This is a genomic window from Bradyrhizobium sp. HKCCYLRH1034, assembly GCF_051168375.1.
GTDB lineage: Bacteria > Pseudomonadota > Alphaproteobacteria > Rhizobiales > Xanthobacteraceae > Bradyrhizobium.
The window spans coordinates 484,413-498,140 of record NZ_JBNPUW010000005.1; the positions used below are offsets into that span (position 1 = coordinate 484,413).

The 13,728-nt window shown below is 56.8% G+C and carries 9 protein-coding genes and 5 pseudogenes; 7 read left to right on the top strand and 7 right to left on the bottom strand.

Going from position 1 to position 13,728, the window contains the following annotated elements; genetic code table 11:
• Window positions 1–30: 30 nt before the first annotated feature.
• Window positions 31–509, top strand: a pseudogene (locus ACQR0W_RS15090) (cytochrome P450); the annotation flags it as partial.
• 103 nt (window positions 510–612) lie between these two features.
• Here the strand turns inward: ACQR0W_RS15090 and ACQR0W_RS15095 are convergent.
• Together ACQR0W_RS15095 and ACQR0W_RS15100 are read right to left on the bottom strand one after the other, a co-directional pair.
• A complete protein-coding gene (locus tag ACQR0W_RS15095; protein WP_434888670.1) occupies window positions 613–1,707 on the bottom strand; it encodes a hypothetical protein in 1,095 nt (364 codons plus the stop codon).
• Complete coding sequence (locus tag ACQR0W_RS15100; RefSeq protein ID WP_410051237.1) at window positions 1,671–3,119, bottom strand: AAA family ATPase; 1,449 nt, start codon at window positions 3,117–3,119, stop codon at window positions 1,671–1,673. Before ACQR0W_RS15100 ends, ACQR0W_RS15095 begins: the two co-directional genes overlap by 37 nt.
• A gap of 1,454 nt (window positions 3,120–4,573) precedes the next feature.
• Between ACQR0W_RS15100 and ACQR0W_RS15105 the strand changes: the two are divergent.
• The 6 genes and pseudogenes from ACQR0W_RS15105 to ACQR0W_RS15130 form a co-directional block, all read left to right on the top strand.
• A pseudogene (locus ACQR0W_RS15105) lies at window positions 4,574–4,822 on the top strand (hypothetical protein); the annotation flags it as partial.
• A 5-nt stretch (window positions 4,823–4,827) separates the two neighbouring features.
• Window positions 4,828–5,025: pseudogene (locus ACQR0W_RS15110) on the top strand (SOS response-associated peptidase); the annotation flags it as partial.
• A 241-nt stretch (window positions 5,026–5,266) separates the two neighbouring features.
• Window positions 5,267–6,184 carry a hypothetical protein gene (locus tag ACQR0W_RS15115; RefSeq protein ID WP_315769493.1) on the top strand — a complete coding sequence of 306 codons (918 nt, stop codon included), beginning with the start codon at window positions 5,267–5,269 and terminating at the stop codon, window positions 6,182–6,184.
• Complete coding sequence (locus ACQR0W_RS15120; protein ID WP_315769490.1) at window positions 6,159–6,800, top strand: GTP pyrophosphokinase; 642 nt, start codon at window positions 6,159–6,161, stop codon at window positions 6,798–6,800. The genes ACQR0W_RS15115 and ACQR0W_RS15120 overlap by 26 nt, the downstream gene beginning before the upstream one ends.
• Before the next feature lie 28 nt (window positions 6,801–6,828).
• A pseudogene (locus tag ACQR0W_RS15125) lies at window positions 6,829–7,449 on the top strand (DNA-directed RNA polymerase subunit alpha C-terminal domain-containing protein); the annotation flags it as partial.
• Between the two features lie 96 nt (window positions 7,450–7,545).
• Window positions 7,546–7,776, top strand: a pseudogene (locus ACQR0W_RS15130) (DNA-directed RNA polymerase subunit alpha C-terminal domain-containing protein); the annotation flags it as partial.
• 135 nt (window positions 7,777–7,911) lie between these two features.
• Here ACQR0W_RS15130 and ACQR0W_RS15135 read toward each other — a convergent pair.
• From ACQR0W_RS15135 to ACQR0W_RS15155, 5 genes are all read right to left on the bottom strand, one after another.
• Window positions 7,912–8,766 (bottom strand): DUF3883 domain-containing protein, encoded by an 855-nt coding sequence (locus ACQR0W_RS15135; RefSeq protein ID WP_315769486.1) that lies wholly within the window; start codon window positions 8,764–8,766, stop codon window positions 7,912–7,914.
• A 455-nt stretch (window positions 8,767–9,221) separates the two neighbouring features.
• Window positions 9,222–10,406 carry a hypothetical protein gene (locus ACQR0W_RS15140; protein WP_315769483.1) on the bottom strand — a complete coding sequence of 395 codons (1,185 nt, stop codon included), beginning with the start codon at window positions 10,404–10,406 and terminating at the stop codon, window positions 9,222–9,224.
• A gap of 19 nt (window positions 10,407–10,425) precedes the next feature.
• Window positions 10,426–11,442, bottom strand: coding sequence for a hypothetical protein (locus ACQR0W_RS15145; RefSeq protein WP_315769481.1), 1,017 nt, complete (start codon window positions 11,440–11,442; stop codon window positions 10,426–10,428).
• Between the two features lie 2 nt (window positions 11,443–11,444).
• Complete coding sequence (locus ACQR0W_RS15150; RefSeq protein ID WP_315769479.1) at window positions 11,445–12,281, bottom strand: hypothetical protein; 837 nt, start codon at window positions 12,279–12,281, stop codon at window positions 11,445–11,447.
• Window positions 12,274–13,722 carry a hypothetical protein gene (locus ACQR0W_RS15155; RefSeq protein WP_315769477.1) on the bottom strand — a complete coding sequence of 483 codons (1,449 nt, stop codon included), beginning with the start codon at window positions 13,720–13,722 and terminating at the stop codon, window positions 12,274–12,276. The genes ACQR0W_RS15150 and ACQR0W_RS15155 overlap by 8 nt, the downstream gene beginning before the upstream one ends.
• Window positions 13,723–13,728 lie beyond the last annotated feature (6 nt).

Genomic DNA, 13,728 nt, shown 5'->3' on the forward strand with positions numbered 1-13,728 from the left:
ACATTCCTGTGCGGAGGCCGCTGCCGCGACATCAACGAGCCGCGCGACGCGCTGCTGACGATCCTCTACGGCCTGCTCACCAACCCGGAGCAGCCTGCCGCCGTGCGCGCGCAGGACAAGTGGCGCTCCGCGTTCGACGAAGGGTGCGGTGGGTGGCGCCGATCCAGGCGAGCTCACGCCTGGTGATGGAGGACACCGAGATCCGCGGCTGCCTGATCCCGAAGGGCGACACTGTGATGACCATCCAGGCCCCCGCCAACCGCGACGAGGAGCTGTTCACCGACGGCGAGACCACCAACGCGCTGCGCGACCCCACCCCCCACCAGGCCTTCGGCAACGGCCCCCACCACTGCGCCGGCGCCCACCTCTCCCGCCGCACCGTCGGCGCGATATTGCTGCCGATGCTGTTCGAGCGGTTTCCGAAGATGGAGCTGGTGGATGCGGCCAGCGTGCGGTGGCACGGGTTTGGATTTCGGGGGCCGCTGAATCTTGCGGTGAGGTTGCGGTAAATTGATCAGAAGCAGCTTTACCTCGGGCCACCACCTCGATATCGTAACGTATCCTGCGTGCACCCCTTAGACTAAGCATTTATTATATAGCGGATCGCCCTTGTTAAGTGCGAACCCTCGGCGCACCGGCGAATATCCACACCATCTCAGATATGAAATGGTCAAATACATCACGCCATGAGCGATGCTGCACGGCGTCCCTGTATTCTCCCAATAGCCGGTTACTCTCAAACAATTGCTTTATAATGTTCTCGCCGTATCCAGGAATACTAACATGAGCCGGATCGATTCCCACCAAAGAGAGCTTGCCAGTTAGCCAATCCCTCTCCGCATCATTCAGACGATTGACTTTTTCAACAGAAACACCTTCTTTGAGATCAAAGTAAAGCCAAAACGCGTCTGTAGAAGCGTGCCCACCGACCTTTTCCGCCGCAGCAATATTCAGATGAACCCCATTCGTCACACTACCCTTACCACAAGGCAGTTGAGCGACGATAGCAAGGGGAACTAAGCTTTCCGCTTCTCTCGCTGGGGGAGTCAACAAAAAGCAGAGCGGCCAGCTAAAACCATCACTCACCTTACTTAAGCGGTGCATCTTTTTGTTAAACGAAATGGGAGCAGACTTATCTGAATCCACTACTGCGCAAACGATTCGTCTCTCTACGATTAAATGCTCCATTACTTTTGGCAAATCATCACCACCTCCGTGATAGCGAACGAATGAAATAGCCGGACACCCAATTGATTTATGGCGGTTGCTTAACAAGAACTCATATATCGCGCCGTCTGAATTTATATTCTCTACGAGCAGCACTGACCTTTCGAGCAACCGACATTGCTTTAATCGCAAGACAGCCACCGACACACAATTTCCAGTTACCCCGAGGTGCAACAAATCATTAGAGGTGAGATTTATGTATCGTTTTGCTACCTTTCTCAGACCAGCCGCCTGCGTGTAATCACTAGATATCCGCGAGAGCATTGCGCGTTCTCGCATCGACAAATCAATATTTGCATTGATCCACGATGCAGAAGTTCTACTAATTGCAACAACATGATAACCAAGCCTCGCCGCACCAAGAAGATCAGATACAACTTCTGCCAATTGATCAGCATCGAGCTTGGATAGCTCCTGAACGGGCTCGTCCAAATGAAAAAGCATCAGAAAACTACCGGCTGAAAGAATCCGTATGGCCAATCAAGCAATTCACCGCTTTCATTAAAGTTGGCGATTCTAACATCGGTTACACGACCATCTTCGTCATCTTCAAGCGCTTCGAAGAGGACAACCTGAACGTCTTCGCTCGATATTCGACCGAGCGAGATCAGTTCACCCAATCGGTTCAACATGGTCTCACTGTGGGTTTCGATTAAGAAATTGATACCCGGCTGGTTTGAACCACCCTTCTCAGCAACTTCCCCAACTAACGCATCCGCCAAAAGCGCCTGATGAGCTGGATGCAGGTGCAACTCGGGCTGCTCAATGGCAAGCAATGAAACGCGAGGACGAGGGTTCGGCTCGCGAACGATTTTGTTCCTTGCCCACCAGATCTGCCCGAGAACCGGCAAAATCTGTGAAACTCCATATCCTGTGTCTACGATGTTTGACTTAATACCTCGCACTACAAGATTGATACTCATGTGCCCGCCGGCACTCTGACGATCAATATCTAAACCATAACCAAACAACCCTTCGATCCAACGAGACAGCTGGTGAATCTGATAAGGCTGCAACGAATTCAAGAACATGGGGAAGTTTTTTCCGTCAGGATCAATCTCTGAGACGGCAAGATCCTGATATCGATAGTATCGCTCACTTCGCGCTCTTGCAGGACCTATGTAGAGCGTCGAAGTAATAACTGAGCGCAACTCAAGTCGAATGCTTGCAAGCAAATTTGGCAGAGAAGCCACTGAAAGCAATTGATGTAGCCCTGCGTAAGCAGTGCTCCTTTCATTTACACATGCATCACGAATGAACGATTGCCACGGCTTTGGACCGCTCCGCCCCAGCGATCCGAGTATACGCTGATTATCAGGCAAACCGAGCTCGATCAGATCATCCGAAAGGGATTCCAACGCGCGGTCACTCAATTTTCCTTTGGTATAACCTTTGATGAATTTCTTAAGGGGTTGAACGAAAGGATCTTTGCTTTGATAGAATTCAAACTCTGGACGAGCTACTTTTTCGGCTTCACCAGATTGAACAACAACAGACATTTCGGGCAGCACGGTTCCCGGCGTAATTTGGAGCGACACATCGCTGATTACTTCTGTTGTCACACGTCCATTCAGCAGAAGCTGCTGCACTTTGAAGTCTTCGCCAATCAGAATGTCGTACTCAACTTGCGGGTTATCAACACGAAGGTGAATGCGAGAAATACGTGTGCGCTCACCCGCGGCAACGATGCTCACACCAAAATGAACTCCGGAATAGATGGGAAGATCGCGGGCGGGATGCCAATAAAAGCGGCGCGGTGTACTCGTTATTGTATCCAAAACAAATGAGAAGGTTATGGGCTCGTCAAAAGCATGATCAGATCGCGAGATATCGAAAGAGCCAAAGTCAATCAGCTCGCCATACCAAAGGATGGGCGAGCTTGTCCGCGTCATTATTGACTGCCTGAGAAGCGGAAACGCTCTAAGAAATGAGCTTTTTCCACTGCTGTTACGACCGACCAATATGGTAATCGGCTTCAGCCTGATCGGAGGCACAAACTTCAAACGCCTAAGATTTGAGACTCCGAAACTGAGCATAAAAGACCTCTGATCCAAATCATTTGCAGATCCAAAATAGTAACTTTTGCGCATGAGAGGCAACCCATATCGGTCGCGCGCACGGCGCTCAGCTATAGGACCTAGTCGTCATTTCGTCGCGGAAGCAGCGCAACCTCCACGCTCGATTTATCTCTAACTGCCCGTCGTGCCAGTTTGCCGCATTCCGTCGGGCAAATCCGGCCTTGTGTCGTCGGGCAAATCAGATCGATGCTCCTCGCCGTCTTCCGCTCACTGAAGGGGCGTTTCGCGATCGTCACGGACCGTGGAGCGGGAGATGCGGTGGCCGCCTGGGGTCGCAGTGCGCGTTTCGCGTGCGGACGAACGAACCCCGAGCGGACGGTCAAGCCGTGTGGTCCCGACACCCCGACGCTGGTGTCTTGGTCGGCGACATCCCGATGACGGGGGCAAGCAAGCCCGGTCCCCTGGGAGAGCACGGAGCAGCCGTTCAACCCATCGCGCAGGGAAGGCCGGTTGTTCGGCCAATCCTGTGGTGACTGCCGCCTGCTTTTCTTTCTGCAGGCGGGCCATGGGTGCGGCCTGCACCCGGCCTTCCCTGCGCCCTTCTCTCGGAAGGGCGTGCCGATGAGCAAAGCTCGGACGCGAAAGCGCGCCGCGAGGCTGAGGAGCCGCGCGTGCAGGTCAGAGATCGAGGGTTGAGCGCCGGGGAATGGCGCTCCCTAGGGAAGCGCAAAAAGCCAACGAAATCAGCGAAGTAAGAATCCATTTGGGAAAGAATGGCATCGTTGTTCTGCAAGGCCTTTCAGGACCGTCACCCAAACGACGCGGCCGAACTCGGACGACAACAGGTGCCATTTCAATAGATGTCCGCATAGGAGGACTCGACTCCAAGTTCGCGCTATGTTCTCATTCTGCCATGATCGACCGCCCCGCCAGCTGGCGCATGCCGACACGGAAACAGATGGAGGATATGGCCCGCGGCGTTGGCAGGAAGACCCTTCCCGTGCGCGGGCTGGATCCGGGAGACGATTTGCCTGACGAATACTGGCAAGCCCTCCTAGAGGCCGCGGCGGCCGACGGTGGACTAGCCGGCCCCGGCACCTCCGAGCGCCTACTGCGGCTCAGTCAAGTGCCCGGCCACGTGCTGCGGGTTGAATGCCGACGGTGCGGCCGAACCGTCGAGATCCAAAAGGCGGACGCCCTCCGCCTTTACGGTGCGGAGGCGGTCTGGCGGGAGATCGGGCAACGCCTCCTGGACGACACGTGCACCCGTAGGACTGGGCGCTACGAAGAGGACGGCTGCTGGCCGTCTTTCGATTGACCACGTCCAAATGGCGCCTAAACGTCACCCCACTCCGCTCAGCGGAGGCGACCGCAAGGCGCTGCAGAAGGAGCTCGGCCGGGCGCGATTCATGACAACGATTCTGACCGAGCAGGCCGCCGAAGCACGTGCTCAAGGGGAGGCGCTGATCCGGAAGGCCGACAAGCTTCTCTGCGAGAGCTGGAACGAACGCATGTGGGCCAACGGCGGTCCGGCCGATCCGTCACCGGCCATCGACCAGGCGATCAGCGGCGGCTACGGCTTCTGACCTGCGAGCCAAAGGCTGAGGTCGGCACCGTTCACCCTAAGGCCGTGCCAGTGATCCTGACCACGCCCGAGGAATACGGCGTCTGGATGCGCGCTCCCTGGGATAAGGCCAAGATGCTGCAGCGGCCGCTACCGGATGGCGCGCTGCGGATCGTGGCGACCGGCCCAAAGGAGGATGCGGCCGGAGGGACCTAACATCTTCCAGGACTAGGTTTGCTGTCCGCTCCCGCCCGAGTGGCGTGAATACGCCCTAAGCTAGTCTCAGTTGTGCTCGCTGACGCTGCGTAGCTATAATCGACGTCAAAAAGGGAGAATCCTGGATCAGGGGTTGGGGGGAGATTTGGCTGTACAGCACATCCATACGTTTCTTGTGCATCCCGGAAAAGGATCGGGAAAGACAAAAATCGTAGGTACAACGGTTTCTCTGACCGGAGGAATGTTCGACCTTCTGAGCGGCGTGTACACAAAAGCGGACACAGAGTGCAACGTCGATATTACTTTCAGCCCCGCCGCTGACGGTAGGCAGCAGAACGACTTCAGAGATCTGCTGGTGTCGTATCTGAGCAAGCCAGATCTTCCGAAGGGTCGCAAAATCGCAGAGCGGCTCGCCGAGTACAGCGATGGCCGTTCGGGCTTGGGCCTGCTTTTCCTGATCGCGGGCAAGGAGGGACGCGATCATAAGATCGTCCTTTCTCGCTTCCCTACCGATAGCGCGATCTACGTTGACGAAACGCCGGGCGCGCTGTCCGTCCAATTCCTGGAACGCGTTTTCATGAAGAGTAGGACCTCCTACAAGGCGGTTCTCTACCAGCACTCGTCGCTACAGGGCGGCTTTTGGTTCGGACGCGCGATCGACAAGCAGCTCAACACGCTATCCGGCGAACCGTCAAACTACTGGATCAATGATTTTCTCCTCTCAGACTTCACCACGACACCGGCAATGGGTACGCGCCGCCTCGCGATAGCGCTCCGGGACGCTGCCAAGAGGGCCCCGTTGGACGTCAAACAGGAGCTGACTGCGGCCGGAACACTCGCGAGCGGTCTGGCCGGACAACGGCTGAACATCGACGATTTTGGAGAACGACTGGGTCTTTCTGACGCCGCTAAGAGCGCAATCAAGAATGAGCTAAAGTCCTCCGCTGCCGCACAGGAAGTCTTCCAGTTCGACATCGGCACGTACAAGAGCCTCGTCGCATTCAAGTCGGTCGAGCTCAGCAACGGCGCGCTGCTCACTGCCGACACTGAGAAATTCGACGAGGTGTTCGAACAGGAGCCGGTCGAAGGTTCAAAAGACGAGATCAGGTTCGTTACAAGAGGCCAAGTGATCGATGAAAAGCTCAAGACAGTGCGGTGACGCGCTCGCAACAGAATATGGCGGCCGCTACGAAAACGCGCTCAAACCCGCGGCGACCGCGTTGCGCGAACATCTCGCCGACCTCCTCAAGGCAGAGCCACGGATCGATCGCGTGACGGCGCGTGCGAAGGATCCGGCCAGCTTCCTCAAGAAGGCACAGGCGCTGGCGAACGGAAAGCAAAAATACTCCGAGCCGCTGGCTCAAATACAGGACCAGATCGGCGCCCGGATCATCGTTTTCTTCAAAGCCGACGTCGAGCGGCTGGACGGAATCGTCAAGAGCTACTTCAAGCTCATCGAGTACCGCGATAGGATTCCGGAATCCGAGTGGGAGTTCGGCTACTTCGGAAGGCATTACGTTCTGGTGCTGCCGAGCGACGTCAAGGGCGACTTCCTAGACAAGTCCATGCTGCCCGACTTCTTCGAACTCCAGATTAAGACGCTTTTCCAACACGCCTGGTCCGAAGCGGAACACGATCTTGGCTATAAACCCGGCTCCATACCGCTTAGTTCCGACGAAAAGCGCAAGCTTGCATATACGTCCGCGCAGGCGTGGGGCGCGGATCAGATGTTCGACGAACTCTTCAGGTCTCGCAGCACGGTGGTGATAAAATAGGCAATTGCCGGCTTATCGAGGGAAGCCGATGGATTGGTCGGACAACTTCCGAGATCGGTACTACGCGCCCGGCTACGTCTACATCGCCGGGTCTCTCGCGCATCGTATCCTGAAGATAGGCACGACAATCAACATCGGCGCCCAGGAAAAACGGCTCCGGAGGGACCGGTACGGCAGCATCGACGACTGGCGCCTGCTCTACTACGTCGAGGTGTCGGAGGGAGGGCGGGTCGAACACGACGCGCGCAGAATCCTCCGCCGATACCGGGTGCTCCGGAAGTACGACAAGGAGGGGCACTGGCAAAAAGGACGGGAGATGGTCAGCTGTAGGTTCGGCCTCGCGCTCGAAGCTGTCGAGAGCCTGCTGAACGAGTCTGAGCGCGGTGGCGCCATCAGTTATCCGCGATCGAGCGGATACGAATTTGGCTGGACCCCGCCCCCTCCGCCCCGCTGCCCACCGCCGCCCCCGGTCGGGCTCCCGCCGACGATCCACCTACTCAAGGACCTCGATCTGCTGGAATTGTCCGTTCTGGCCTACAATTGTTTGAAGAATGCGGGTGTGCGCTACGTAGGTGATCTGATCTCGCGGAGCGAGACGGATCTCCTGCGCATCCCCGGTTTCCGCCGCAAGGTTCTCACCGAAATCGTCGAGCTCCTGGCCTCGATGGGGCTGTCGATAGGCGAAGGGCCCGCTGGGTGGCCGCCAGCCGACGTCGAGGCTCGGGCAGTCGAGGCGGCGAAGTTTTTATCGCTCGTCGATGAACTAGAACTGTCCGTGAGGACCTCGAATTGCCTGACGAACGGTGGGATCGTCTACATCGGACAGCTGGTGCAGAGGACCGAAACCGACCTGATCACGTCACCGAACTTCGGACGCAAGTCGCTCAACGAGATCAAGGAGGTCCTCGATGAGCTGGACCTGCATCTCGGGATGGACCTGTCGCGTTGGCCCCTTGGCCCTGCGTCCACGGAGTAGACCCGAACGCCAGCCGACCTGAGCCAACGGACTTTCTCCGAATGGCCGTGAATCGCCTGAATCGCGGATATCTCATGGCAATCTGCTTGGGCAAGGCTGACCACATGGTCTGGGCATGCCGAACCGCGACATAGTCTACCGGGGCACCGCCGCGTACTTGTCCGGGATGAGTTCTAGACTGGCGTGGAGCGGTGGCTTGATGTCAAACATCTGAGCACCGTTCTGAAAATGGAAGACTCTCCGGACGCGGTAAGTCGACGGGTTCTGAGCCGCAACTTCGTACTGGGTACGCGACAACCAGAAGCGAGTCCGCGCGTGCCCGTTTGTGGTTTTGATCTCGAGCAGCCGCTCCTCGCCGTCCGATTCGAAGGTTCGCACGTCGTAGCCTCGATGGTCTTCACCGCGATCTGCGGGCCAATCCATTTCCTTTGCGAGATCGCGCCGGCCAGCCCGGCAGAGTCGATCAAATTCGAACTTGAACACCATTTCCTCGCCGGCGCGCCCTAGGGAGCGGTTGAACTCGTCCCTCACTGCTGGGTCGTATTTCCGGACCAGGCGCTGCAGCGCCGGATGACGGTCCTGCAGGTCCGAATTGAGGAAGGCAGGTGGTGGGACCAACACAGGCGCTCCCGCCGGCGTAAAACGCGGCGCCACCGAGGTCGGGCTAGTAAGAACCTTCGGATGTCGCCCTAACTGGATCTCTACGGCCTCCACTAGAGAGTCCTGGTAATTATGGGCGGGCACCAGCCCAGAGACCCAGGCGATCCCAAGCTCGTCCAGGACCGCGGATACGTTTCGAAGTTTCCATTCGATCGATTTCTCGGAGCGGCCCATGTCTGGCGCCAATCTACGGTATAATTCGGCCTTGTTGAGCTTCTCGCCGGCGCGCTCCTTCTCGAGAAGCACGAAGTAGTTTGCGACCACGATGGCAACCTGCTCGGCTGTCCAGTCAGTCCCCTTGGATCCCTGCGCCGAGCCTTTGGTATTCACCGGTCGCTTCCCGTGCTCCGCTGGGATCCTACCATGGACCTATAGATCCGCAATTTCGCCAAGGCGCACCAAGCAGCTGTGCTTCTAAGTCCGCCTCAATGCGTTTCAACCTGCCCGAGAGAGGCCCGCCCCCAAATTGTCAGCCCCGCCCCAGGGTCAGCATCGCCAGATTCGAATCCCTGCGGCTCGCTAGCCGCACGGAACGAGGAGGCGAGCGGAAGGATTCATGGTGATGGAGTGAATTTCGATGCTGACGATGTCATTCGGCCCGCAATATTTGAACGCCGATTGACAGCCATGCGTCATCCGATCCGACACGAAGTAGAGGGACCGGCGACTCGTCGGATTCGTAAGCGCAGGGATCTTTGGACGGACGCGGATGATGCAGACTGGGCGGAAATGGCGAACCGGCTCCGGGCACAGTCTAAGAGCCCAGCCCTTAAGGCAGCCAACGGTCAGTTTCCAGGTGTCCATAAGGGAGCTCGGACCGGCTTAGGTGCCGGTGTGAGCGATAGAGGTTGCGGCTTCTGAACAGGTCTCGACCTTGGCATGGGCACTGGCGTTGTAATGGCTGGCTCTAGCGGAATGGTTGACGTTATCTCTCGAGGCACCGATTTCCGCAATCGGATCTCTATGCGCCGGCGCTGCGGATCATCACGTGGAGCCCCTTCGATCGACAACGTCTCGTCCGTGTTGACCAATTGGGCGCCCGATAGTGGCAGGAGCTTGTAAGGCGCCAACAGTTGGCTCTGTCGGAGCACGCTTACAACAGAAACCGCCCTCGCCAGCCCGAGGCCGGCGTTGTCGGCAGGAACCAACGTCGAAATGTTTGAGGTGCCTTTGAGGACGGAAGGGAGATCGCGGTCCAAATTCGTTGGCCGAACGCCAAGTGGCTGTTCGTCGGTGTGGCCAACGACTTCAATAACATCCACGTCGTACTTTTTGATGTATGCCAAGATCTCCTCAGGCGTTTTGCCGGTCAGCGCATCCATCAGTTTCTGTGAAAGCTCCGCGCTGCCGCTCTTGAATGAATAACCCGCTGCGTCACTCAGTGTAATGATCGGCGGCCACTGGTGGCCACTCGGCCCTGCTCCGGGAGTCTCGGCTGATCCACGTTCGAGTTTCTCCAGAATCGCGGTCGTCGAGGGTGGAGGCTGACCTGACTTTGACATCGCCCGATTAATTGCGTTGACTGTCTCGGCATTCTTGAGAGCCTTTTCGATATCTAAGCCGCTTGCTTTCAGCTTCTCCAGATCGGCGATCCGACTTCGAATCTCCTTGATCGATACCCCACTCCGCTCAAGATCGGCCATCGCCGTTTGGCTGTCGACCAGCTCGCGCCAATACTTATCGATCTCTGCGGGATCGGTCAGGCCCGAAAAATTCTTAAGCTTCTCCGCGACCGCTGTATTCTCCCGTAGCGAGGCCACCACGTCTCGATCACGCTGGTTCTGCGTGACTTGCCGCTGCAGCTGCTGCTCGGCAGCTAAGCGCTTGTCTTGTTCGCGCTTCAAGAAGGTGGCCATCGCGATGAGGAGACAGAATACCAACAGCAGCATAATCTCAGCCATCGTCAGTCCGAGCACAAGGCCCTGTCGATACGACGAGCGCTGCTGAATGATCTCTCCATCCATAGCCATGCTTGCAACCTTTCAGCGGCTAGGGCGCACGATTACTGGACCCCCAAGGTCCAGCGGCTGGGCGCGCAGCCTCTGCAGCCTGAACAGTCTGCACGAGGCGATCAATAGCGGCACCCATGGCCTGCGTTTGGCGGAGGCTCGAATCAATCGTCCTGGCTTGAACCTCGGCACTCTTACTGAATGAGTTGATTGCCTTTGTTAACCCGGAAACGACCGGCGCGAGCTTTATCTCAATGATCTGCTCAGGCATTTGCATCGATGCGAGCTTGGCCGCGAGGCCGTCAATCGCCTTTACGATACTAGCCGTACTTCGCGAAAGCTGGTCGGACTCATTTACGAGGCGGGCCGAAACCGTTTCGAGAGTATCGACAACCTTTTCGTTCAGGGCGTCGAGAGTTTTGCCAGACTTCTGGGAGGCTTCTTCCAGAGGTTTTCCGGCCGTTTGCGCGAAAGTCCGGATCTCGGTCGCGAGCTTATCGCTCGCAGTGCCTAGCGTTTCGTTTATCTCGTCCAACGCCTCTGTAATCGACTGCTGAGTCATGCGTCGGAAGTACCCAAATTCCAAAACCGTGCTTTCAAGCTCACGCTTCACTTTTCGCGAAGCATCTGCCAACTCCAGTCGGGCGGTCGCTTCCACTTCAATCGGATCTCGCCGCATCTGATTGAAGAAGATACGGAGTGTGATGCCGGCGATCGTCGATGCGATGGCAATACCAAAGTTCTGAACGATCTGCTCGGCGGCCCCCTCAGCCCTGAATTGATAAAGCGAAACGGCAAGGCTCGTCAGCGTGAACAGGAACCCCATATAATAGAGATTATCGCCCGACTGGTCGTCCCGCAGGCGAAAGAGCCGCGCGATTCCTAGGATCAGCGCGTATCCGATCATGATAAGAACTGGAACAGAGGTGACGTAGAGCGCCGGCCAGCCATACATCTTGGAGATAGCAATATATCCGCTACCCAGCGCCACCACCGAGAAGAATAGCAGGCCGCTGGCCAACCCTGGTGTAATTCGAAGATTGTTTTGAACAGCCATGCCTAGGCTCCCTGCAGTCGTTTGACGTCAACTGAGGACGCGCCATTGTCCTTCATCCATTGAATCCAGAACTCGGCGTGCTTGATGTCATTGAGCAGGGGCTGCCCCTTCGGCTGGCGCGTGACATACCGGATTGATACTGCAGCGCCATGCAATTCGGTGCGATACTTCATGTAGGCTGGTGATTGTTTGTAGCGCTGGAATGTAAGATCACCGGCAGACGGGTACTGGCTATAGTCTCGCGTATACTCGATCATGTCGGAGATCACTATCAGAGCTTTCTTTGCGTTTTGATTGGCCGCACCCGAAAACTCATCAATGGCAATATCTTGGATCGCTGCCATGAGCGGTGAACTGGCAGCTTTGGCCGAGGCTATGCTGTTCTTCACTGCCTCAGATGCCGGCTTACGGAAGTTCTCTATCCAACGCAGCCGAGCAATTCTGGGATTATCGGTCCATTCGCTGAGGCCCGCACCGTCACCCGGATTGCACTTTGAAAACAACGAACGACTGCGGCCGCGCACGATATCGAGCACCCGGATATCAAGCCTGTAAAACGGGGGAAGAGTCGCGACTAGGTCGTCGAGGATCACTTGCACCTCCCGCCGCGTCGCCTCGGGCAAGTCGTCGGACGTATCGACCAAGACCACGTTGATACCGTGCGGACCATCAAGGGGGCACAGGCTTTGCGCATCGAGAGCGGGTCGCTTGGGTGTCGATAAATAGAAATAAGCTAGGGCAGCGACACATGCGACTGCGACCAAAATCAGCAAGATCCCGCCGATGCCGGCCCAACCGATGCCGGACGCGCTCTGCCGTTTGGGGCGCCTCTTAGCCACTCTTCTTCTCCGGCAGCAGCTCGTCGATCTCACGATATGTCTTTACGGCATCGTCGAAGGCCTCATGAATGGCTTTGATCTGCTGGTTTAGAAGCTCCTGGGTTTCGGCGATCATCTTCCGCAGGTGTTCCCTAGCCGTTGAATCCGGTTCACCGCCGGCGTAGATGATGCGCTCCATAGTATAGCTGCGCGAAAAGGTGCTCGGGGGCGGTGTAGAACGTGCCCGTCGGTTGGCTTCGCGATAGATCTCAAGCAAGGCACGGCCAGCTTGCTCTGTCTGGTTCTGGTGCTGAGTAAAGCGCTGGGCGAGGCGCCCCCTACCTTGAAGCAGCGAATCGTATTCCCCACGTCGAACGGAGAGGTCCCTCGCCGCATTGTTCATGGCGTCGGTGCAGTCCTCGCGAATGTCGCGTAGTCGATCGATTAATTCACTCCGGACACGCGAAAACTGCTTGCTCGCGTCTAGCCATCGACGTTCTAGGCCAGCATACCCCATGTAGGGGTCAAAGAACATCAAGCCGTCGGCCATCGCGACCAGAGAAAAAATAAAGCCGACGCTGAAGAATACCCACGAATTGATGTCGGTGAGCATATACGGTGCGGTTTGGAGACGGTGGAGCACCTCTTGGCCGACGTCGCCGCTGATCGTCGGTGGAATCTCGCGCAGGTGGGCAAGGGTCAAGTTTAGTACGACGGCAAAAGCAAGATAGCCGACACACGATAAGACGCCGAGCAGCTTCAGGAAGTAACTTCGCTGGTTGACCAGACGTATGAGCACCATACCGCAGAGGAAGCTCGCAAGGATGTTCAAGGCAGCGAATACCACCGCCTGGACCAACCCTCCTAGCAGACCGCCTATGTTTGCATTGGCAAGAAAGCTGCCGTTCACCACCACTTCGGTAACGAACAAAATTGCTAGGATGCCGATCTTCAGAATGACTTTCCCCAGGCTAGCTAGCCTGGCGGGCCGTTCTATCCGATGACGGGTGCGAAAGCGCTCCCGTTCGATTTCAGATTCATTGAGCCGACGCCGTAAGGCAAACAGCTCATCTCGGCCGACGGTCGCCTCGGCCCTGAAATCACCTACGGCCTCGGGTGCGGCCTGCTGAATAGTCGCGAAGCGCTCCTCGAAGCTGAGTGCCGTGACGCGTTCATCATAGGTGTGCAGGTGATCAAGGTATATCGAGTGGGAGTCCTGCTTGTGCCTCTCGATTCTTTCAATGATCTGATGCTCGATATCGTCGAGCGTCTGTACATCTGAAGCAGGATGGTTTTGCGCTCCCCGTTCTCTCCCGTGTTCGACGAGCTGGAGCTCATCGGCTATGCGGTCGACATTGAGATCGAGAAAGATGTTCGTCGCCGGTTGATAGTGATGAACGGGTTGGCTCAGGAAGCCCAAAATGCGTGCGATCGCTGACTGACGTGTGCCGGTGGGTTTCATAAGGAT

Bases quoted from the DNA above. Each gene is read 5' to 3' on its own strand.
- ACQR0W_RS15100 (WP_410051237.1), bottom strand. From the start codon at position 3,119: ATGACGCGGACAAGCTCGCCCATCCTTTGGTATGGCGAGCTGATTGAC.
- ACQR0W_RS15115 (WP_315769493.1), top strand. From the start codon at position 5,267: ATGTTCGACCTTCTGAGCGGCGTGTACACAAAAGCGGACACAGAGTGC.
- ACQR0W_RS15120 (WP_315769490.1), top strand. From the start codon at position 6,159: ATGAAAAGCTCAAGACAGTGCGGTGACGCGCTCGCAACAGAATATGGC.
- ACQR0W_RS15140 (WP_315769483.1), bottom strand. From the start codon at position 10,406: ATGGCTATGGATGGAGAGATCATTCAGCAGCGCTCGTCGTATCGACAG.
- ACQR0W_RS15145 (WP_315769481.1), bottom strand. From the start codon at position 11,442: ATGGCTGTTCAAAACAATCTTCGAATTACACCAGGGTTGGCCAGCGGC.
- ACQR0W_RS15155 (WP_315769477.1), bottom strand. From the start codon at position 13,722: ATGAAACCCACCGGCACACGTCAGTCAGCGATCGCACGCATTTTGGGC.